The organism is Robertmurraya korlensis NBRC 107688, from assembly GCF_001591645.1.
GTDB lineage: Bacteria > Bacillota > Bacilli > Bacillales > Cytobacillaceae > Robertmurraya_A.
Window position 1 is genome coordinate 247,508 of sequence record NZ_BCVH01000003.1, and the last position, 23,003, is coordinate 270,510.

Here is a 23,003-nt window from a genome sequence, read left to right on the forward strand (position 1 = left end):
TTTAAGAATTCAAATAATCTCAAAAATTAGTATACTGAAAGAAAACTGCTGTTAGAGGATTAAGAAGTTACTGACCGAAGATAGATGCTAGCATTTTTGCTTAATAACCTCCCACAAAAGAAAGAGGAGAAAGCCATGCCATTAGAGATTGTCCGCCATGATCTGACAAAAATGAAGGTAGATGCGATTGTAAATGCTGCAAATACGGAATTAAAAATGGGTGGAGGTGTTTGTGGAGCGATTTTTCGGGCTGCCGGTGTGAATGAGCTAACCGAGGCATGCAATGAAATAGGGGAATGTGCCGTTGGTCAAGCAGTCATAACCGAAGGGTTTCACTTGTCAGCCAAATATATCATACATACACCTGGACCTATTTGGAAGGGTGGATCTCATCAAGAAGCAGAACTGCTTAAGAATTCCTATGAGCATTCTCTAAAGTTAGCAAAGAAAAATAAATGTGAGACTATCGCTTTTCCGCTAATTTCGACGGGTATCTATGGATTTCCAAAAGAAGAAGCGTTACAAATTGCCATTTCTAGCATTAGTCAATTCCTTTTGCATCATGACATGCTTGTGTATTTAGTCGTCTTTGATCATACTTCCTTTGGGTTAAGTCAAAAGCTTTTGTCATCTATCTATGAATATATTGATGAGCATTATGTTGAGGAAGTAGAACTTATGTTTCATCCTCGACCAGACCGATGGATCTTGGAAGAAATACAAGAGTCTGAAGCACAACCAGAGAATCTGCACGAAAAACAGAGTGATTTACCCATAGAAAATAGTCTAGCACATCTCGTAGAGGAACTGGATGAGTCTTTTTCAGAACGTCTGCTTCGGTTAATTGATGAAAGAGGGATGACGGATGTAGAAACCTAATAGAAGGGCGAATATTGATCGTCGCTTGTTTTCAAAGATTCGTACGAAAGTAGATTATGTGCCTACAAAGAAAACAGCCCTTGCCTTTGCCATTGCGTTACATCTTAATGTACACGAGACAAACGAGTTATTGTCTGCTGCAGGATATACATTGTCGCGTAGCAGTAAAGTAGATGTCATCATTGAATTTTTTATCCAACAAAGCAATTATAATATTCACGAAATCAATGAAGCTTTATTTGCTTTTGATCAACCTTTACTCGGTGCATAAATGTCGCTTTCAAAGCGACCATTCCTTTTAATCATCTTGATATCCTACATGTATAACCGAATGAAGCGGAGGATATCAAGTATGAAAAAGAATGTAACAGAAGTAGTGTTTATCTTAGACAAAAGTGGCTCCATGGCAGGACTTGAAACGGACACAATCGGTGGCTATAACTCCATGCTTAAAAAGCAAAAGATGGCGGAAGGAGAAGCTTTCGTTACGACGGTATTATTTAATCATCAGTATGAACTCTTACATGACCGAATCAGTGTAAAAGGCATTTCTCCCATTACTGAAAGGGACTATGAGGTAGGGGGGACAACGGCCTTACTCGATAATCGGCTTCTCTATCCAAAAAATCGTTAATGTTCAAAAACACACAAGTAGGGATGAGCGAGCCGAAAAGGTCCTTTTTGTCATTACAACCGATGGAATGGAAAATGCCAGTCGTGAATTTACCCCTGATAAAATAAAAAACATGATCACACACCAGAAAGAGAAATATGGATGGGATTTTATCTTTCTAGGTGCGAATATCGATGCCATTTCAACGGGTGCACAGTTCGGAATTTCTGAGGACTTCGCGGTTGATTACCATGCTGATGAGGTAGGAACAAAATTAAATTATGAAATGGTAAGCGAGGCAGTAGTAAAACTACGAAGCGGGAAGAACATAGATCGGAGCTGGAAAGAAGGGATTGAACGTGATTATAAGGGTCGCTCGAGAGATAAATAGGGGTAATGTTCTTGAATTTGCATCTTAATCGCCCAATAAAATGATTATAAACTCTACATAAGACTCTGTATCCGTTCATGACGATGAGGTACAGAGTCTTATTTTTTTAGCTTAGAAGCTCGCTGGAAAATGTCTGTTTTTTAAACAATTTAACCTGTTTTCTACATTCGGAATGTTACTTTAAGTGATTATAGTAAAGGTTACTAACCTCATCAAGTGAGGCTTCATACTTTCATTTTCTGTTTAAACAAAATCCTATAAATTATGTCGACTACCATGACCAATACAAACGTGGAAAAATAATAGCTGAAGGAAATAGCGAATCTGCAAATGTATGAATCTAAAATCTCCTGAAAGTAGGGATCCAATGACATTGCATCGTACACATTCCGGTGAAACAGATCATCATCTTCAAAATAAGGGTATATTTCTCCAGTATCATAAAAAAGGAATTGATGGAGATGGAAAATTACACCTTCATCTAGGGTATGAGATCTACCTTTTTTACAAAGGAAACGCTACTTTAATTATTGGCGATCAAGTGTATCCACTTCAAACTGGCGACATGGTCTTAATTCCAGGTCAGACCCCACATATATCAAAGCCCGATCCAGCTTATCCTTATATTCGAACAACGATTAACTTTTTAGATAGTCATGTAGGTATGTTTCCAGGTGATATTCTTGAACCTATTCTACAATTGTTTCAACATGATGGGCTGCTTATTTCTTTGGATTTAAGTGGTCAGCATGAGATTGACAAATTAGTCTCCAAAATGAATGCTGAACTAAATAAAGACGAGTTTGGTCACGAAACAATGGCTTCCACAGTATTGTTCGAGTTGTTGGTTATCGCGTATAGGAAGGTTCAGGCAATGAATAATCAGACGCAATATAGACACCTGACCCAACAAGAAATGTATGTTGAGCAAATATTATCTATTATTAATAATACATTTAATGAAGAAATTGATTTGGATTTTATCGCCGACTCTATCAATATTAATAAACATTACATGTGTCATTGCTTTAAAGCAGTCACTGGCTACACGATTTCTACTTATATCCAACACAAACGGATGGAAGAGGCGAAGAAATTATTACAGTTTTCACCGAAATCAATGACTCTTATTGGACAATCTGTCGGAATTAGAAATGTCTCTCACTTTAGCAGATTATTTAAGGAGCACTCTGGAATGACCCCCTCCGCTTTTCGGAAAAAGTATAATTCCATGGTAAAAAAGCAATTTTCGATAAAAACGGAGCAACTGTAGAAAATTTCAAACAGAAACTTTGAAGTATGATGATAAGGGGAGGGTGATATGACAGTGAATAATAGTGAAAACAAACAGCTGGTGTTAAAGGGACAAGTACGAATACAAATTCCCGACATTCGAACGAAGCCAGTTGAGCATGCCATCCAGATATTAATCAGAGATTTTGAAGCCGTATTGGGAGAGAAGCCCAAGCTGGTCATTGGACCTGAAAAAGAGGCGGAAATTTGTATCCGAATAGCTGAAGAATCGGAACGTCCCGAGACGTTTGAGTTTCGATTTCATTCAAATGAAAAAAATTCCTGGATGGATATCGTTGGACATGATGAGTTGGGAATGGTTTACGGCATTTTGGAATTCAGCAGAAAATGGTTGGGGATACAGCCGTTCTGGTTTTGGATGGATCAATCCATCGTGAAGCATACAAAAATAGAGATTCCATGTATTGATTTTGTCTCCCCCACGCCTAAGGTTCGTTACCGTGGTTGGTTTGTGAATGACGAAGTGTTTCTGATTGGGTGGAAGGACCCATATCCACCTTCGAAAGAGGTGTGGGAGCCCGTCTTTGAAGCGTTGCTGCGGTGTGGAGGCAATATGGTGATTCCGGGAACGGACTTGCCGAGAAATGGAATTCATTATGAGGTTGCCACTGACATGGGCCTATGGGTGACCCATCATCATGCCGAGCCACTGGGGGCAGAAATGTTTTTACGCGCTTTTCCGGGAAGAAAAGCTAGCTATCAGGAGGAGCCGGAACTATTTGAGAGCCTATGGCAGGAGGCAATCGAAGAACAAAAGGATAAGAAAATTATTTGGGTGCTTTCGTTCCGAGGCCAAGGTGATAAGCCTTTCTGGGAGGACGACCCGACCTTCGATACGTCGGAAAAACGTGGGGCGATGATCAGCAAGGTGATTAGAAAGCAGTATGACATGATTAGTAGTGCTGTACGAAATCCTGTTTATTGTGTAGCGCTATATGGTGAAATAGCAGAGTTATATAAAGGCGGCTATGTGGAACTGCCTGGTGACGTTATTAAGATTTGGGCCGATAACGGCTATGGGAAGATGGTTTCCCGCCGACATACGAATATGAATCTACGAGTTCCGTCGCTTCCGGGGCCCGGTGATATAGGGAAACATGGTTTGTACTACCATGTAACCTTCCATGATCTGCAGGCTTCCAATCATTTGACGATGTATCCAGGACCGGCTTCTTTCATCAAACAGGAAATTGAATCCGCTCTTAATGCTGGAGCAGATGAATATTTGCTTCTGAACTGTGGCAATATTCGTCCACATGTTTATGCGCTTGATCTGATTCGAGAGTTGTGGAGCAAGGGGGCGGTTGACGTTGATGAGCATTTAAGTCACTTCCTAAGCCGTTATTATTCCTCGAATCAAGAGGAGTTGAAGGAACTCTACAGAAGCTACAGTGAAGCGGCTATACCATACGGACCCCATTCCGACGACTTAGCCGGAGACGAGTACTATCACCACCCGGCAAGAAAAATCATCGGTCATTGGCTGCAAGGGAAAGGACATCAACCCGATTCGAGATTGTTCTGGGCTGTAGGAGATGTTCCTTTTGATGAGCAAGTGAAGGCGTTCGAGAAGCTGATGGAGCATGGCATTCAGAAATGGGGAGCTTGGCTTAAGCGGTGTGATGAGGTTCTATCGAATTTTTCTGATGTCACTGATAAGCGAAGGGGAATGGACCATTTGCAGTTTCACGGGGCACTCCATTTATCTGGATGCGAAGGGTTTTACTGGTTGTGCCGCTCTTACAGAGAGTATGGTGCCAAGCGTTACCCGCTAGCATTTGTCTATGCGTCCGAATCCCTATGGTGCTATGAAAAGGGACTAGAAGTTTTGCGAGATTCCGAGCATGGAAAATGGAATCGGTTTTACCAAGCCGATTGGCTCACAAATATTAAGAGTACGGTTTCCAATGTAGACACCCTCAGACGGTACTTGCGCATGCAAGGCGATAGTCCTGATTTTTTCTTATGGTATAAGGAATATCTTATGCCAGAAACAGAGAAGTATATTTATTTGGAAAATACCCATCGTAACCCACTATCAGATGATGATCTTGCTAGAGGATTGAAGGAATATTTTCAGAAAGAGGGACCCTTTCATCATTTACTAGGATTACGGTCTGTGTTGTGATACTTATTCTTTATAGAAATAAATGTAAACACTTACATTATCTCGAAGGGGGCTTCCATTCATGAGAAAAGGGATACTTTCATTGCTTACTCTTATTCTATTTTTTTCATTAGTCGCTTGTAGTAGTACAACAGGTCAGAATCAGTCTAATTCGGATGAAAAAGACGACAAGGATAAAAAGGTTACTCTCCGTGTAGCCTGGTGGGGAAATCAGCCAAGACATGATTATACTCTAAAAATCATTGAACTTTATGAGAAAGAGAATCCTAACGTAAAGATCGAGCCTGAATACGCTAGCTGGGATGATTATTGGAAGAAGATGGCTCCACAAGCGGCAGCCAACCGACTTCCAGACGTAATCCAAATGGATCTTTCCTATATTACGGAGTACTCAACGAACAACCAATTAGCCGATTTAACACCCTTCTATGGGAAGGAAATTGACACTTCAGACCACAGTGAAAACTTTCTTAATGGCGGAAAAATTGACGGTAAATATTACGGACTAACGGCCAGTATGGTCGCTCTCAGTTATCAATATGACCCTGAAGTATTAAAGAAAATCGGCATGGACAAAATCCCATCTGACTGGACATGGGATGATTATAAAGCAATGGGGGAAAATGCAAGTGCAGCCGGCGTGTACATTGATAATGGTCCAGGTAGTGCTCCGGATGTATTGTTCAACTATTATTTACGAACAAAAGGTCAAAGACTTTACAGTGAAGATGGCACGGCCTTGGGTTATAAGGAAGACAAATATTTTGTAGAGTATTTTACAGTGTATTCCGATATGGTCAAAAATAAATCGATCTTATCACCTGACGCTATTGCTCAAGTTAAGGGACTTGAAGATAATCCGGTGGTTAAACAAGAATCTATTGGTATTGTTCAATGGGCTAGTCAGTTGTTAGGGCTCCAACAAGTAGCCAATCGCCCGCTTGAAATCTCTGGATTACCGGGACCGGATACGGACAAAGGATTATTTATTAAACCAGGAATGTTCTGGTCCATGGCTAATAGTTCAGAAAATAAATCAGAAGCAGCCAAATTTATTGACTTCATGACAAATAATATAGAGGCAAATAAATTAATGCTTGGGGATCGCGGGATTCCTGGATCTCCAAAAGTCCAAGAAGCATTAGTTCCATTACTGACTCCCGTCCAAAAACAGATCTTCGATTATGTAGCTTGGGCGGAAAACAACAGTTCCGCATTCCATGGTCCTGATCCAGCAGGAGCAGGTGAAGTTATCAACCTTTTAAAGAACTTTGCTGATCAAACGGCCTTTGGAGTGGTAACACCAGAAGAGGCGGCAAAACAATTCAGACAACAGGCGGAAGCCGTTTTGGGTCAAAATTAGAAATAATCCCTAACTGATTGGCTAGTAAGATAAGATTCTATCTCTCCCGACTCGGGAATGGAGATAGAATCTTAATTTTTACGTCGATTAGAGGTTTCTAAGAAGAATAATAATAAGGAGTGATTAACATGCAAATGACGTTTCGATGGTATGGTGAGGAAAATGATACGATTACTTTAAAACAGATTCGTCAGATTCCAGGAGTGAAAGGGGTCGTCTGGGCACTTCATGATGTGCCCGTCGGCGAAGTTTGGCCCGTTGAACGTATAGAAGAAGTGGTCAACCAAGCCAAGAAATACGACTTGCATACTGAAGTGGTGGAGAGCGTTAATATTCATGAGGATATCAAGCTCGGATTACCTTCAAGAGACAACTATATTAAAGCTTATAAACAAACTCTTAGGAATTTAAGCAAATTTGGAATCAAAGTAGTTTGCTATAATTTCATGCCTGTATTTGATTGGTTCCGAACGGACCTGTTTAAAGAAGCGGAGGATGGCAGTACTGCGTTGTATTTCGATGCAAAAAAAGTCCTCTCTCTGACACCTGAAGAGGTGGTCAAAAATATGGAAGAAAACACAAATGGGTTAACGCTTCCTGGTTGGGAACCTGAAAGATTAAGAGATTTAACACATTTATTCGAGCTTTATAAGCATGTGACGGAAGAGGAGCTCCTTGAAAATTTGACCTATTTTTTAAAGGAGATTTGCCCTATTGCTGAAGAATGCGGTATAAAGATGGCAATCCATCCGGATGATCCTCCATTTTCGATCTTTGGATTACCAAGGATTGTGAAAAACAAGCAGGACATTCAAAATGTGTTGCGTGCTGTTGAAAGCCCTTCGAATGGTTTCACCTTTTGCTCGGGTTCCTTAGGAGGTAGTTTAAGTAACGATGCAATTGATATTGCTAGAACATTCGCTAGCCAAATTCTGTTTGCTCATATCCGCAATGTGAAGCATGTTGGTGACGGCAGTTTTATTGAATCCTCCCATCTAACAGAAGATGGTTCCATCCCAATTACCGGAATTATCAAGGCTCTATTTGAGAATGGCTTTGACGGATATATCCGTCCGGATCATGGCAGACATATTTGGGATGAAGTGTGTCGACCTGGATATGGCTTGTATGATCGCGCTTTAGGAGTTATGTATTTACTAGGTGCTTGGGATACAAATGTATTAATGAATAATGAGTTTCCTAGTGTTCTCCAAAATGCCAAATAGAAGCTGCCTTTAAAACCAAAGGAACCTAATAAATGAAAATGGGGTAATCGGATTGCTACGATTAGGAAAAAAAGAGATCAATTCACAAAAAGACAGATTTGCCGCACTTGGCATTAAGACACCAGAGTATGATTTTGAAACGGTTTGGGATGCGACGAAAAGTAATCCTGTTTGGCTGCATTTTGGTGGAGGGAATTTATTCAGAGCCTTCCACTCGGTTCTTCAGCAACAATTAATTGAAAGTAATGAGACAAATAAAGGGATTATCGTCGTATCCACCTCTAGTGGAGACTTGGTTGAAAAAGTTTATCATCCTCATGATAATTTAAGTTTACATGTTGTCATGAAAGCAGATGGATCATTGGGGATGGAAGTGATTGCTAGCGTGGCTGAAAGTATTTCAACTAATCGTGGTCCCGAATCGTGGGAGCGTCTAAAAGAAATATTTTGCAATCCATCTCTTCAATTCACCACATTTACAATTACGGAAAAAGGCTATGACTTAAAAGACCTCGCGGGAGATATCCGGGCAACGGTGAAAGAAGAGGTTGAACAAGGACTTGGAAATCCCAAGCATACGATGGTAATGGTGGCAGCACTGCTATACGAACGGTATCAAAATGGGAAAGCTCCTTTAGCCTTAGTGAGTACAGATAACTTCTCTCGTAATGGAGATAAGCTGAAAGAGGCCATTTTAACCGTAGCTACTGTTTGGGAGGAAAGGGGCTTTGTCGAAAAAGGTTTTATTGATTACCTTAACGACGAAACAAAAATTACCTTTCCTTGGAGTATGATTGATAAAATAACGCCTCTTCCTTCAAAAAGTGTTGCGGACCGATTAACAGCCATTGGATATGGAAGTGCGGAACTGGTTCATCCTAAACCGAATGGTGCTCCAATCGCTCCTTTTGTGAATTCAGAGGAAGTGGGATATCTGGTTATTGAAGACCGGTTCCCGAATGGACGTCCAGCTTTGGAAAAAGTGTGCGTGTACTTTACTGAACGACAAGTCGTTGATCAGGTGGAAAGAATGAAGGTATGTACTTGTTTGAATCCGCTTCATACCGCATTGGCTATCTTTGGCTGCCTGCTTGGTTATACCTCTATTGCTCTTGAAATGAGAGATGAAGATCTAAAAGCCTTGGTTGAAAAAATAGGCTATGAGGAAGGAATGAAAACAGTAACCGATCCGGGAATCATTGATCCGATGAATTTTATAAAAGAAGTGATAGAAGTACGTTTGCCAAATCCTTATAACCCGGATACGCCTCAACGGATTGCAACGGATACTTCACACAAGCTAGCGATTCGTTTTGGAGAGACGATCAAATCGTATGTGGAAAGAGATGACCTCCATGTCAATGAGTTAACCTTTATTCCGTTAACGATTGCGGCATGGCTCCGTTACTTGTTGGGGGTAGACGATGATGGAAATACTATGGAGCTTAGCCCAGACCCTCTTATAGAGGAATTGCAATCTTATCTCTCTAAGGTTGAATTTAGGCATCCGGAAACTGTAAATAATCATCTACACTCCATTCTTTCAAACGAAAGAATTTTTGGGGTTAACTTAATTGAAATGGGAATAGGAGATAAAATTAAAGGATTTTTCAAGCTCCTTATTAGAGGTCCGGGTGCAGTGAGAAATACCTTAAATAGAGAGCTATTTGGAGAATGAAATGCTCCTGTAATCCTCGACTCTGTAACAAGAGTGATATACCCTGTTTTTTCACTATATATCGAAGTCTAAGCAATAAAAAACGCCAAAAAGGATTTGGCTTTCTCTTTGGCAGGCATCTTATATGATAATGAAAATCTTCCTGAACCTATCCCTATTCAAAGCCATCATCTTTCCAAAGGGATGGAATTAATTGATGTAGAAACATCGTTTGAGCCGTATGCCGACGAAATACAGGAGTATGTAAAAGGACGCCATTGGCATATTGGCTATTATGATAAAGAAACTGAGGATTATATAGAAGCCATTGTGTTTAAAAACGATCAAGGAATGTGGGATATCTTTTATGAGGATTTTCCTGAGGAAGAGGAACTTAAATCTTATCATACCCCTGACAAAAGTCCTGAGTTACCAGACCATAAATTCCTCTTTACCGTCAAATTATTTTCCGAAGCAGAGGAGAAATTTAGTCAATTTGTTGAAGATGTGATTTTAAAGCGTTCTAGTTAAAACCAAAGGAAAATTGAAGGGAAATTAGCAGGTGTTTTTATTACAGATTGGCGACGTATAGCGAAGTGTGTTGTAATATGTCGAATTACCTCATATAATATATTTTTATAGATTAATATAAAAATTTATAATAATTGAGGTAAATAATGGACAGAATTGTCATAACAGGTTATGGAGTGAAAGCTCCTGGTGTTAGTAATATAAATGAAATGAAAGATGTTTTAGAACAGGGGATTTGTACCCAAGAAATCCTTCATGGTCGAGGGAGTAACGGCTCTAATATCGTATGTGGAGTTGTTCATGAAGATTTGAATCTGATTTCTGGACAAAATTATAAAAGGTATCCACGTGTCGCTCAGTTGGGCATTGCAGCAGCTGAAGAGGCTTATCAGATGGCCAACTTACGCAATGATGACTTTGCGCGTGTTGCCGTTATTATGGGTACATCTGGTGGGGGAATTTTAGACGTTGAAAAGTTCTCTAACCATGGTAGTAATCTTAGAAAAGTGCCTATTCAATATGTTCCAATAGGAGATCCACATACATTATCTTCTGGAATAACGAAGCATCTTGGAATTAATGGTCAGGCTTATACCATCTCTACTGGTTGTACCGCAAGCCTAGATGCAATCCTTATGGGTAAACTAATGTTAGAAGCTGGTCACGTAGATATATGTATCGTTGGCGGCTCAGATGCTCTTTTAAGTGATTGGATTACCTATGGGTTTTTAAAGACGGGTGCAATTGCTGAAAATGTGGAGATAGAAGAAACGGGGGTTCCGTTTTCTGTGGCTCATAACGGTTTTGTTAAATCAGAGGGTGCTGCAGTTGTGATCTTGGAACGGAAGAAAGATGCGGAGGCACGAGGTACTAAGATATGGGGACAAGTGAGGGGAGTGGCTTCTAACAATGAGGCTCTTTCTATGTTACAGTCCGACCCAACAGGAACCTTGATGACAGCTGCTTTAAAAAGTGCAATAGGCGATACCATCCCTACCTATGTAAATAGTCAAGCGCTGGGTTTAAAACAAAATGATAAGATTGAGTACATTACACATACAAATCTTTTTGGATCCTCCATCCCTATTACCTCCATAAAAGGAATGACCGGGCATACCTTTGGTTCCATGGGAGCAATCCAAGTTGTCTCTTCAATCATAAGTATGGAATACGGATTTATCCCACCTACCATTAAGACGAGTGGAGACGGGTTTCATGACTTGCCAATCGTTTTCGAGACGAAGTATCAAAATGTCGAAAGTGTGGCTATAACGAATCATGGGGTTAGCGGAAATAATACTTGCTTGTTAATTACAAAAGAAAATTGAGGAAATAAACGATGATTTTTTTATTAATGATTTCCTTTGCAATGTTTCCTTTAGCAGCTGGAATTACGACCATCTATATTTTGGGTAAAACGAAGTTATCAAAGCTTTTATTTCTCTTTTTTATTTTTACGTCGCTATGGCAAATCGATGTTTCGTTCTTACATGCTCGTGAATTTTTTTCAATTAGTGTAATAGAGATTTTCTTTCGGCTTTTTCGTTTTGGCTCAATTATGCTGGCTCCCACGCTATTTGCTGTGATATGTATCGCAACAAATAAAACACAAGTGGCTGAGTCTAAAGTGGTTAATTATGCAGTGAATAATGTTACAGTTATCGCTCTATTTATATGGTCACTCTTTGTCTATTTGATTGGCTGGAGTCACAAAGGCATTCAAAGCTTTGAGTTAGTAGAATCGAAGGGGTTAATAAAGGTAAGTTTCTTTTACCCCGTGTATGGGGAATGGGCATGGATCTTTCATTTGAATTTAATACTATTCATTGTTATAGCCATATTTTCCTTTGTATTAAGCAAACACGTGAAAGGTTCTGAAACCAAAGCGTTTGTTCTTTACTTCATTATTATCGCATCGATTGGATATTGTATTGGAATCTTAAACATGGTTAAAAGCTATTTGTTATTACCAAGTAGTTTTGCTGTTTTATTCTTATCCATTGGGATTCTCATCCCTGTTATTCGAATGCACCAAAAAATCATTACTAGGATGAATAATGCTCTTTTAGATCAAAAAGAATTTTTTCATAAAATCATTGATATCAATCCCAGCTATATTTATGCCAAAAATGAGAATGGAACATATACATTAGCCAATCAAGCTTATGGATTACTATTTGGAGTGAATTCCGAAGAACTTATCGGAAGGTTTGAGACAGATGTGAATCCTGATTTGGCTACTGCTGAACAGAATATTCATTTAGACCAGCAGGTACTAACAACCTTAGAAGAAAAGCAGATACCTGAAAATGAAATCATTGATTCACAAGGGACAAAAAGGTGGATTCAAACTGTTAAGCTGCCCATCCATTCATCTGGAGAGAAACAAGTTCTAAGCGTAGCGACTGATATTACCCAACGGAAAAACAATGAGAAAAAGAGAGAGTGGGAAGCTCTTCATGATGCTCTCACTGGTTTACCTAATCGGCGGGCATTTTACCAGGACTTAAACGATCAAATGCAAATAGCTAAAACAAATAAAGAAAGTATAGCAGTCATTTTCTTAGATTTAGACCGCTTTAAAATTATTAATGACACCCTCAATCACGAAAATGGAGATCTTCTACTAAAGAAAGTAGCAGAACGGTTAACTCAAGTGGATGATACAAGGGTAACCGATTTTTCCGTTTATAGACTCGGCGGTGACGAGTTTACCTTTATTTTATCTAGTGTGACTAAGGATGAAACAACCATTTTTGTTAAAAGGATTATCAATCTATTTAAGAAATCATTTTGTCTAAAAGATCATGAACTGTTTGTTACTTCAAGTTTGGGAATCAGTATGTTTCCAACCGATGGTGAACAGCCGGATGTGTTAATTAAAAATGCGGATATTGCCATGTATTCTTCCAAAGAGTCTGGAAGAAACTCTTATTCCTTCTTTACACAGGTGATGAATGATGATTATCAGAACAAAATGGTATTAGAAAAAGCCCTTCGAAAAGCAATACATTCCAATGAATTTACCATTGTTTATCAACCAAAGATGAATATTGAAACGAATCGCATCATTGGTATGGAGGCTTTAGTAAGATGGGAGAGTTCGGAATTAGGACTCGTATCACCTACTGAATTCATTCCTTTGGCAGAAGAAACAGGAATTATCTTACCTCTAGGTGAATGGGTCCTAAAATCTGCCTGTCGCCAAAATAAGATTTGGCAAGATCAGGGGTACACACCCATCCCTGTATCCGTAAACATTTCCATGCGGCAATTTTATCACGAGAACTTTGTTGAGTCTGTCAGTGCGATCTTAAAAGAAACCAATCTTGACGCTCAATATCTAGATTTAGAAATAACAGAGAGTATTTCGATGGAAAACATCCATTCTGTGACTTCCAGGCTGAATGAATTAAAGGGAATGGGAATGTCAATTTCAATAGATGATTTTGGAACAGGATATTCCTCATTAAGTTATCTAAAAAAATATCCGATTAACAATCTAAAAATTGACCGTTCCTTTGTAAGAGATATCAAATGCAATCCTGAAAACCGCGCCATTGTAAAAACTATTATTTCAATGGCCCATAATTTAAATCTAGATGTGATTGCCGAAGGTGTGGAGACGGAAGAGGAGTTAACCTTCCTAAAAGCAAATGGCTGTAAGGTTGTGCAGGGATATCTATTCAGTCCTCCGATATCAGAGGAAGAGTTTGAAAGAACGTTTTTAAAATCATACGAAGTCTAATTAGAAAGGGTGGACAGTATTTTCACTGTTCGCCCTTTCCATTTACTAGTAGTAGTACAACATAATGGTGTTGAGCAACAGCACCGTATTCAAAGTTAGTAAAGAAAATGCTGATCTCCATTTGGAGTATCAGCATTTTCTAGTACATAACCACTGTTACCAATGGTTAAGGTTCACCTTATCTCTACTACTTTCGATTTCCTCTTAAGTCCACCCCAATGGCTGCACCGTTTCTGCTCGAATCAGCAACACCTTTAAACGTTCCATCCGGGTTGATTTGGATGCTTTGAACGTTGCCGATAGTCGTTGGGCTTGCGCCAAACTTATGTCCTAGTGCATTTAGTTGGTTGATAACATCAGCAGGAATTCCAGCTTCATAACGGTAGGAAGAGGTACTGTTCGTGTAAATCCTTGGCTCTTCGATAGCCGCCTTTAACTCCATATCATATTCAATGGCATGAAGAATGGTCTGCAATACGGAAGTGATAATGGTTGGGCCTCCCGGTGATCCTACTGTTAAGACAGGTCTGTCATCTTCAAATACAATAGTTGGTGTCATACTGCTCAATGGGCGTTTATTTGGTTGAACTTCATTTGCTCCACCAGGTATCGCATCAAAATCCGTTAATTCATTATTTAACATAAACCCATATCCAGGAACCATGATTCCTGTTCCAAAAACCTGTTCAATGGTTGTCGTATAAGAAACGACATTTCCCCATCTGTCAGTAACCGTGAAGTGAGTCGTTTCTCCGTAATTACGATCGTTAGGTTGGCTGGTTTGCTGATAGTTAGCCTCAGCATTCTCATATTTCCATGGGTCTCCTGCAGTTACATTTGTGTTCATTTTATCCAAGCTAATTAATGCTTGGCGCTCCTTTATGTACTCAGGATGAAGCAATCCTTTTAGCGGAACAGTAACGAATTCTGGATCTCCTGCATATGCTGCGCGATCGGCATAGGATAAGTGCATCGCCTCGGATAGCAAGTGATATTTTTCAAAAGAATTCACATCATACTGTGATAGGTTAAACCCATCCAATGTCTTTAGCATTTGAAGCAAGAAGACACCGCCTGAACTTGGAGGAGGCATACTGGCAATCGTATAACCTTGGTAATCTCCCCAAATGGGTTCATCAATCGTTACATCGTAATTACTAAGGTCTGACACTTCCATTGAACCGCCGAATTCTTGAACAGTCTCTGCGAGTGCCTCAGCCACTTCTCCTTTATAAAAGACATCTGATCCTTGTTCGCGAATTAATTTAAATGTGTTCGCAAGATCCTTCTGAATGAGTGTATCGCCTTCTTGAAGTGGTTCTCCATCCTTAAAGAAAACCTCTTTTGCAGCAGTCCTAGAAAGCTTTGACTCGTTATCTGAGATCGCATCAGCAAGGACAGACTCAATTGGGAATCCTTTGTCTGCAAGCTTTACGGCAGGTCCAATTAATTTCTCAAGTGGACGGGTTCCCCACATATTAAGTGCCGTTTCAAGTCCTTTTAAAGTACCAGGCACACCCACAGCCGTTCCTCCTGTAGCTCTTGTTCCAAAGGGGATAGGTTTGCCGTTTTCATCTAAAAACATATCTGGAGTGGCTCCAGCAGGGGCACGTTCACGGCTATTTACAATGGTCGTTTCTTTTGTCTTTCCATCATAGACCATCATAAAACCGCCACCACCAATACCAGACATCATTGGTTCCACGACAGTTAAAGCGAATTGAATGGCTACCGCCGCATCAATCGCATTTCCACCGGTTCGAAGCACTTCGGCACCGATTTCTGAAGCAAGTGGATGCGCAGTAGCCACCATCCCATCCTCGCCAACATCTACCTGCGTATACTTTCCGTAATCCACTTCAGGCTTTTTTGCTAAGCTTGTTAAAGGGAGCGTTCCAACCAATAGAAGAACACTCAATAAAACAGTAAAACTAACTCTCCAAATCTGTTTCATATTTCCCCTCCTAAAATATGATTCTTACATCTATACGTTAAGGAATGCAGGTAAAGGATGCAAGGGTATTTGCCAATATTCGGAATTTTGATTCTTTTATACTACGTGATATTTTTAGAAAGGAGGAAATTTACCTGTTGTCCGAAATTCATACAGGTCCAAATGAATCTATGAAAAGATTTATAATAGTTTGTACGTTCTGGTGATTTAGTAACGAATCTATGGAACTAGATTGAAATAAATCAAACGGCTAGTAATAAATAATTCCAGATAAAACAAAAAAAGTACAGAATATAAACGACGAAACATTCTGAAATCTCTCTATGATTAATGTAAGCGCTTTTATTAATTAGGCTTTTTTAAAAGTAGTGGTAAGGATCATTGATTTTAAAGGTCAGGACTGACTGTCATAAACATAGTCCATACCAATCCAAAACCTGATCTTTACATAAAAACAGCGAAGGGCGAGTGGTAGTAATATGTTGAAGAAGCTTAGGAAAAACAAGAGAAAAAAGTTATTATCTTTGGCAATGGCATCAACGATAGCGGTTTCAGGATTTCTAACCATACCCGTAAGCGCCACTGAAAGTTCCCAAACGGTACAATCTTCAGTAGTGGCAGCAACACCGAAGCTAGTGGATGAGAAATCGATTGATGCCGTGATTGCAGCAATGACGCTTCAGGAAAAAGCATACCTGGTCGTAGGTGGAAATAAAGGTGGCTTAGTAGCCGAAAATGGGGAAGTGATTGGCGGTCAGTCAACTAAGGTTCCAGGGGCTGCTGGTCAGACACAGGCGATTGAGCGTTTGGGAATCCCGGCCATTGTGATGGCGGATGGCCCGATGGGAGTACGAATATCCCCGACAAGACCAGATGATAGCCAAACATATTATGCGACTAAATTTCCTTCCCCAACAGTCCTTGGGGCATCATGGGATAAGGAGCTAGCCAAGACGGTAGGAGAGGCGACGAGCGAAGAATTAAAAGCGTACGGAATTGACCTTCTACTTGCCCCTGGTATGAATATTCAAAGCTATCTCCTAAACGGACGAAACTTTGAATACTTCTCCGAAGATCCTGTGATTACGGGTGAAATGGCTTCATCCTTCGTAAACGGAGTGGAAGATAACGGAGTGGGAACAACAATCAAACATTTTGCCGCCTTTAATCAACGAACCAATAACAATGGCAATATGGTCGTAAGCCAGCGTGCACTCAGAGAAATTTATCTAAAAGGTTTTGAAATTACCGTAAAAGAATCAGACCCATGGTCCATCATGGATTCCTATAACAAAATCAACGGAGCGTATGCCACAGAAAATAAGGAGCTCTTAACAGATGTATTAAGAAATGATTTTGGCTTTACTGGATTCGCAATGACGGACTGGGAGTTCGGCCAAAGAGACATTGCCAAACAAATGGAGGCTGGTACGAATCTATTGATGCCAGGGGGTGCTACGCAGTCACAAAGAATCATGGATGCTGTCAACAGTGGGGCTCTTGATGAAGCCATCCTTGACCGTAATATTAAGGAAATTTTAAAAGTAGTTGTCAATACACGCACATTCAAAGGAGAAACAGCTACCAATCAACCGAATCTAACGGAAAATGCAAAGATTTCAAGGAAAGCGGCTGCTGATGGAATGGTATTACTTGAAAATAACAAAGCGGCCTTGCCAATTAGTAATAAGCAAAGTGTGTCCTTATTCGGGGTACCGGTTAGTGAGATTAACACAGGTGGAAGAGGAAGTGCATTGGTCTATGCGCCTTATCATGTAGGAGTTGCTGAAGGACTCCGCAATGCAGGCTTTACACTTAATGAAGAGCTCATTCAGAAAAATGACCAATATGTAGCTGAAATGAGAACTCGTGACGAATACAAAGGAACACCTGGAACATTCGGTTCAGTTGGTCCAAAGCTACCTGAAATGGATGTGACCGAAGAGGCCGTTGAAGCAGCTAAGAATACAGATGTAGGAATTGTCGTTATCGGAACGGCTCCTGGGTCTTATGCGACCGACCGCGCGAAAGAAGATTTCTATCTCTCCGATTCCCAGAAGCAAATGGTGGAACAAGTGTCTAGTGCATACCGAGCACAAGGTAAAAAAGTAATCGCTGTCTTAACGGTTGAAGGTCCGATAGAGACGGAAAGCTGGAAAGACAAAGTAGACGGAATCCTCCTTTCCTGGCAGCCGGGGCAAGAGCTTGGAAACGCGGTAGCAGACATCCTTTCAGGAAAAGTTAATCCTTCCGGAAAGTTAGCTCAGACGTTCCCGAAAGACTATGAAGACCTTCCATATGCGGATCGATTCCCTGGTTCAGCCGACGGTTTCCCTTATGAAGAGGATATTTATGTGGGATACAGATACAACACAACTTTTGACGTTGAGCCTGCGTATGAGTTCGGTTATGGATTGTCTTATACAAAGTTCAATTACAGTGATATCAAAGTAACCCATGGAAAGAAGTTTGATGGAGAGATCCAGGTCACTGCCACTGTGAAGAACACAGGGAAAACGGCTGGAAGGGAAGCGGTACAGCTCTATGTGAACGCTCCGGATGGAAAGTTAGAAAAACCAGAGCTAGAATTAAAGGATTTTGGCAAGACAAAGGTACTACAGCCTGGAGAAAAACAAGAGCTTGATTTTGTTCTCAATGCAAAAGACTTAGCCTCCTTTGATGAAGATTCTTCTTCTTGGATCCTTGAAAAAGGAACCTATAAAATCAAAATAGGGGCATCATCAGAAGATATTAAAGGAACAGCGGTCTTCAAGGTAGATGAAACGATTGTTGTTGAGAAAGTAAGCGATGTCCTCGCACCACAGGTTGAGTTTGAGAGACTATCAAAAAGATGATGAATGGTAACCATTAAATGAAAATAAGCCGACTGATCAAGGGGTTCAATTCGAATCTTAGATGAGTCGGCTTATTCTCTTTCAAAGATGATCTCTTGTTCAAACTATATAAAAAAGTAGGAATAGTGGAAATAAAAGGTCGGTAAAAAGAAAGAAAAGGGCTTTCATTCGTCATATGATTGGTGTAGTTAGGTACTTAAGATAATAGTATTCTCATTTAAGTGTTTGTTCAGGTTTAATCCATTAACGTTAGGGGAGATATCTTATATGCCGAAGTACGATATCAGTTCAATTGATAAACTCCAAAAGGAAACATCGATTATTGAAAATAATGGTATCCAAATTATTCTCAAGCCAAGCGCTGGAGAAGATAGACCAGGTTATTTAGACCCGATGGAATTAAGTGTGATGGAGGAGAATCATTGGGCAGGGAATTTGGGTGGAGAGGAACCGGAAACGCCACCTTCCATGAAAGAATTGCTACCTATTATAAGGGAGGCGATGGGATTCCCCAATTACAACCTAAATACAGTCGAAATTCATCCGTGCTCTCTGCAGTCTTGTAAACATCAATCCGTTGAACACTGCAATATTATCTATTTTATTACGGCTTTTACCAGCCTCGTTTCAGGGAATATCGGATGAAACCGGGGGTGAAGTATAAAGTGCAAGTCATTGATACATGGAATATGACCATTAGTGAACTTAATGGGACCTTTGAAGAAAGATTCCGAATTGAGCTTCCTGGTCGACAATACATGGCTATACGAATGACAAAAGTTTAATCATACACACTACAATAGGAAGCAGGGGTCGATCCTCCTGCTTCCTCTTTCTGTAATTAGGCTAGTAGGGTAGTAAAGCATGAATTACGTCAGTACCCGTTCTTGCATGACAATCTACTATTCTGTTTAAGGTAAACGCTGGAGGTCATATCTAAAATTTATTTAAACCATTTATAGGAAAGATTAAGAGTAGTCGTCCAAAGAATAAATAATTTTCCTATTCTGGGACATACTCTTTTTGATATCGTTTTTGCCCCGGAATATTATTTAATACTTGACCATGCCGAATTCATAGATAGAGGTGGGACTTTTTGAAATGTTCACAATGTGATTATTCTAATCCAACTGGTTCGAAGTTTTGTTTAAGCTGTGGCGAAAAGTTCCTTAAAATGAATACCCCACAGGATGAAAACAGCTTTTTCTATGAGTTTGCTAATTACGTAAATGTTGTTCCAAAGATGGAACGGTCGGTGGAGCCAAAGTTTGTAAATATCTTTTCCCGTGTCTTTGCTGATCATAGTGAACTGGAAGCGGAACGACTGTTTATTGTTGGAACCGCCCTTACTACCCCAAAAATATCGGAGGTAAATGATACCTGGCCAAAGCCCTGGCTGTTTGCTAGGTTATTCATTATTGCCCTGCTTGTTTTTGCGGGATTTTACGTAGGTGCAAGTTACTTTGAGAATGCAAACTTTTTACCAGGCCTTATTATTGTTGGTGCATTCGGTGTTCCTTTAACTACATTAATCTTCTTTTGGGAAATGAATGTACCGCAGAATATCGCGATATATCGAGTGATCTATGTGGTGTTAGTTGGTGGCATTCTCTCTATGTTAATCGCACTCGTGTTTTTCGATATTCTGAAGAAAAACATCAATCCGGTTACCATTGGAATTATTGAGGAGCTTGCCAAAACAATCATAGTAGTTACGTTTGTTCACTATCGAAGGTACAAATATATTTTAAACGGTTTGCTTATCGGAGCAGCAGTTGGGGCAGGTTTTGCCGCGTTTGAAACGGCTGGGTATGCACTTAGAGCATTGCTTTCCGGGGATGGTGTAAGTCTGTATGGAACCATCCTATTGAGAGGGTTCTATGCTCCCGGTGGCCATGTAGCGTGGGCCGCTTTGACAGGTGCTGCATTCTGTAGAGTACAAAAGGACCGGCCTTTTCAATTTAACATGCTATTTCATTATCAATTTCTACAAGTGTTTATTTTAGTAGTAGGGATACACGCTCTCTGGGACACATCGATTCCAGGAATGTTTCCCTTTGGGCATGTTATCTTAATGGCTACATCATGGCTTGCTGTTTTTCTGTTCATACGTGCAGGTTTGAAAGAGATAGGTGAGAGAAAATTAATGGTTTCGAAGTAGTTCTCAGGAAATAAAAAATGCTGTTCTCGATGGAAAATCAGCATTTTTTTTATGAATTTTTTATAGAAAAGTCACACTTAGGTAGCCAATCTCATCTGCAATATTAGGTATCGGTAAATTGGAGTGTACTAACATCATTGCAGTGAATTCCCTTTGAATAGGTGTGCGAGTTAAATGAATTTTTGTGCATGGACAGTAACATTCGGTTGTGGCGATAACAATGCTCAAGGAAGGATCGTAAAAGAAATTAAATTAGTTGCGAATTTAGAAGCTCACAGTAAATGACATGATCCCCTTATAGTAAATAGAAAAAATGAGTAAGTTCCTCTTTAGTCTGTTATAGAGGGGATTTTCATTTGGGGAAGAAACGTAATCGAATTAGCTTTATGAGTATACATGAAATGATTTTAGGCGAGTGATCACCCATACACAAGAACTGACACATGCTATGATAATAAATGAATAAAGCATTCTACTATCATGAAGAATGATTAAACCAATCAAAACAATAAGTGAGTCAATAAAAAAAAATGATGCCAGGATTTACGTTCAGTGTTTTTCCAAATAGGAGAGCTAATAGGTCGACACCACCTGGACTAATGTGGTTCCGTAACATTATGCCCACACCGATTCCTATTATTACTCCACCTAAAATAGCGCTAGTAATGATGGGGAGATGGAATAATCCGTTTAATGGGGCTAACAGGTCAATCGCAGTTGATGTAAACACCAATCCCAGAATGGCATTAGTAAAATATTTTTTACTATAGGAGAAGGATAGTAGATAGATCGGTGTGTTAATAATGAGCATAATATGTCCGACTTTAATACCCCAAATATATTTTATAATCAGACTAATACCAAAAACCCCGCCATTTATAATGTGAGTGGGGAGTACAAATAAGTTTAACCCTAAACTTATACATACACTTGAAAACAGTAATATAAAAAAATTCTTCAAAATTCTCGGCCACCTTGTCCTATAGATCGATTCATTATATGAAAGAATAGGTTTATTATGTTTTAATTTAAAGAGCCGGTTCTAAAGTTGATTCGGCCAGAGCGCGACCCTATGGATAGTCAGGTGTCCAAATAAGAGGTTGATTAATTAACTTTTCTACTTATATCTATCTTGATCCAAAATATTACCTTCTTCAAATTTAAAAGATGGAGTAGACATAGATTGTTTTAATATTTTAACCCCTTATTTACCGAACAATTGGACCTTTAGAAGAGAGCTGAAAACAAGAAATAAAATTATTGGGCTTATGCAGAGTGTCAGGGCATTTTGTTAAGATTAAATCAATGAAATCAATACCATTAGGCTAAATTATTTTACTAAGTTTTTAATGTTTTTACTGATATAAGCAAATTAGCAGTACACTAATAAAGTAATAAGGTTTACTTCAGTAAAATAAGGTATATTATATTTGGTGAATAGATTCTCTTTAAGGACAAGAAAAGTAGGTGAACGAAGTGGGGAAATATCAATTGGATACCAAGGGTAAGGTAGCTGTGACAAAGTATCATGAAAAACACAAGCCTGCCAGCTTTGATAAAAAGCAGCAACTTGAAAAAATACGTGCGGAGTATTTGAAAAAGAAGCAAGAACAAACAGATAAATAATATGAATGAAAACATAGGAAGACTAAAATCTCCCTATGTTTTTCTTATTCGAAGTTCTTTTTTTCAGGACTTAGGTAGCTTATTAAAAGATAAGTCTCGCACTTTTCAGCAAGTTACTTTCTCAACAGCCCACACTCAAAGATAGTCAGGGAATACGTGCTTTACATCAAAAAGGGAGGATATTTAAGCAACCTTTTCTTAATGAACTAACGGGAGTTTTCGTTAAAGAGGCAGTTTTATGGAATAAGAGTTATTAAGTAAAGTATAAAATAATTATGGAATGAGAGGGATAGATCAATGACAACGACAACTCAACCATTATGGAAGAAAATAACTGCAGTGGTCCTACTTGTACTTGGCCTCTTAGGTTTATTTACAGGAAGAACTGAATTAGGTTTAATTGCTTTCCAAGTGATTATCTTTATAGCTTGTTTGGATTGGGCTATGAAGTACAGAGTAAGTGGGAAACAATCAAAGTTCTTTTCTGTTATGTCCATTATGTTAGGCATTTTAATTGTCATAAATCTCATCTATACCCTCTTTTAATGAATTAATTT

General features: G+C 39.4%; 18 protein-coding genes and 1 pseudogene. 17 read left to right on the top strand and 2 right to left on the bottom strand.

Features of this window, described 5'->3' with window-relative positions; all coding sequences use genetic code 11:
- Positions 1–135 precede the first annotated feature (135 nt).
- From BKO01S_RS07580 to BKO01S_RS07625, 11 genes and pseudogenes are all read left to right on the top strand, one after another.
- Positions 136–1,150: pseudogene (locus tag BKO01S_RS07580) on the top strand (macro domain-containing protein).
- An 81-nt stretch (positions 1,151–1,231) separates the two neighbouring features.
- Positions 1,232–1,513, top strand: coding sequence for a vWA domain-containing protein (locus BKO01S_RS25175; RefSeq protein WP_369690989.1), 282 nt, complete (start codon positions 1,232–1,234; stop codon positions 1,511–1,513).
- Positions 1,514–1,580: 67 nt separating this feature from the next.
- Positions 1,581–1,883, top strand: a complete 303-nt coding sequence (locus tag BKO01S_RS25180) for a hypothetical protein (RefSeq protein ID WP_369690990.1) — start codon at positions 1,581–1,583, stop codon at positions 1,881–1,883.
- 367 nt (positions 1,884–2,250) lie between these two features.
- Positions 2,251–3,156 (top strand): helix-turn-helix domain-containing protein, encoded by a 906-nt coding sequence (locus BKO01S_RS07590; RefSeq protein WP_066051207.1) that lies wholly within the window; start codon positions 2,251–2,253, stop codon positions 3,154–3,156.
- Between the two features lie 48 nt (positions 3,157–3,204).
- Complete coding sequence (locus BKO01S_RS07595) at positions 3,205–5,325, top strand: glycosyl hydrolase 115 family protein (RefSeq protein ID WP_066051210.1); 2,121 nt, start codon at positions 3,205–3,207, stop codon at positions 5,323–5,325.
- 61 nt (positions 5,326–5,386) lie between these two features.
- Positions 5,387–6,688: an ABC transporter substrate-binding protein gene (locus BKO01S_RS07600; RefSeq protein ID WP_066051213.1), complete on the top strand. Its 1,302-nt coding sequence runs from the start codon at positions 5,387–5,389 to the stop codon at positions 6,686–6,688.
- A gap of 128 nt (positions 6,689–6,816) precedes the next feature.
- The gene (uxuA, locus tag BKO01S_RS07605; RefSeq protein ID WP_066051218.1) at positions 6,817–7,914 is read left to right on the top strand and encodes a mannonate dehydratase; all 1,098 of its coding nucleotides are present in this window, start codon (positions 6,817–6,819) and stop codon (positions 7,912–7,914) included.
- Positions 7,915–7,966: 52 nt separating this feature from the next.
- Entirely contained in the window at positions 7,967–9,592 is a 1,626-nt protein-coding gene (locus BKO01S_RS07610; RefSeq protein WP_157077322.1) for a mannitol dehydrogenase family protein, read from the top strand.
- Positions 9,593–9,700: 108 nt separating this feature from the next.
- On the top strand, positions 9,701–10,102 hold the full coding sequence (locus BKO01S_RS07615; RefSeq protein ID WP_066051228.1) for a hypothetical protein: 402 nt from the start codon (positions 9,701–9,703) through the stop codon (positions 10,100–10,102).
- Positions 10,103–10,248: 146 nt separating this feature from the next.
- The gene (locus BKO01S_RS07620) at positions 10,249–11,430 is read left to right on the top strand and encodes a beta-ketoacyl synthase N-terminal-like domain-containing protein (protein ID WP_066051231.1); all 1,182 of its coding nucleotides are present in this window, start codon (positions 10,249–10,251) and stop codon (positions 11,428–11,430) included.
- Between the two features lie 11 nt (positions 11,431–11,441).
- Positions 11,442–13,850: an EAL domain-containing protein gene (locus BKO01S_RS07625; RefSeq protein WP_066051234.1), complete on the top strand. Its 2,409-nt coding sequence runs from the start codon at positions 11,442–11,444 to the stop codon at positions 13,848–13,850.
- Positions 13,851–14,037: 187 nt separating this feature from the next.
- On the opposite strand, the gene ggt is transcribed toward BKO01S_RS07625, so the two are convergent.
- On the bottom strand, positions 14,038–15,804 hold the full coding sequence (gene ggt / locus BKO01S_RS07630; protein ID WP_066051237.1) for a gamma-glutamyltransferase: 1,767 nt from the start codon (positions 15,802–15,804) through the stop codon (positions 14,038–14,040).
- Between the two features lie 479 nt (positions 15,805–16,283).
- Between ggt and BKO01S_RS07635 the strand changes: the two genes are divergently transcribed.
- The 4 genes from BKO01S_RS07635 (at position 16,284) to BKO01S_RS07645 (ending at position 20,820) form a co-directional block, all read left to right on the top strand.
- On the top strand, positions 16,284–18,659 hold the full coding sequence (locus BKO01S_RS07635; RefSeq protein WP_066051240.1) for a beta-glucosidase: 2,376 nt from the start codon (positions 16,284–16,286) through the stop codon (positions 18,657–18,659).
- Between the two features lie 267 nt (positions 18,660–18,926).
- The gene (locus BKO01S_RS07640; protein WP_066051243.1) at positions 18,927–19,304 is read left to right on the top strand and encodes a hypothetical protein; all 378 of its coding nucleotides are present in this window, start codon (positions 18,927–18,929) and stop codon (positions 19,302–19,304) included.
- On the top strand, positions 19,301–19,444 hold the full coding sequence (locus tag BKO01S_RS23850; RefSeq protein ID WP_232311188.1) for a DUF5605 domain-containing protein: 144 nt from the start codon (positions 19,301–19,303) through the stop codon (positions 19,442–19,444). The genes BKO01S_RS07640 and BKO01S_RS23850 overlap by 4 nt, the downstream gene beginning before the upstream one ends.
- A gap of 311 nt (positions 19,445–19,755) precedes the next feature.
- Entirely contained in the window at positions 19,756–20,820 is a 1,065-nt protein-coding gene (locus BKO01S_RS07645; RefSeq protein ID WP_066051246.1) for a PrsW family glutamic-type intramembrane protease, read from the top strand.
- A 517-nt stretch (positions 20,821–21,337) separates the two neighbouring features.
- Here BKO01S_RS07645 and BKO01S_RS07650 read toward each other — a convergent pair.
- Positions 21,338–21,781 (bottom strand): YitT family protein, encoded by a 444-nt coding sequence (locus BKO01S_RS07650; protein WP_232311189.1) that lies wholly within the window; start codon positions 21,779–21,781, stop codon positions 21,338–21,340.
- Positions 21,782–22,311: 530 nt separating this feature from the next.
- On the opposite strand from BKO01S_RS07650, the gene BKO01S_RS24960 reads away from it, so the two are divergent.
- Together BKO01S_RS24960 and BKO01S_RS07655 are read left to right on the top strand one after the other, a co-directional pair.
- Positions 22,312–22,446, top strand: a complete 135-nt coding sequence (locus BKO01S_RS24960; RefSeq protein WP_269748505.1) for a hypothetical protein — start codon at positions 22,312–22,314, stop codon at positions 22,444–22,446.
- A gap of 297 nt (positions 22,447–22,743) precedes the next feature.
- Entirely contained in the window at positions 22,744–22,992 is a 249-nt protein-coding gene (locus tag BKO01S_RS07655; protein WP_066051249.1) for a hypothetical protein, read from the top strand.
- Positions 22,993–23,003: the final 11 nt, after the last annotated feature.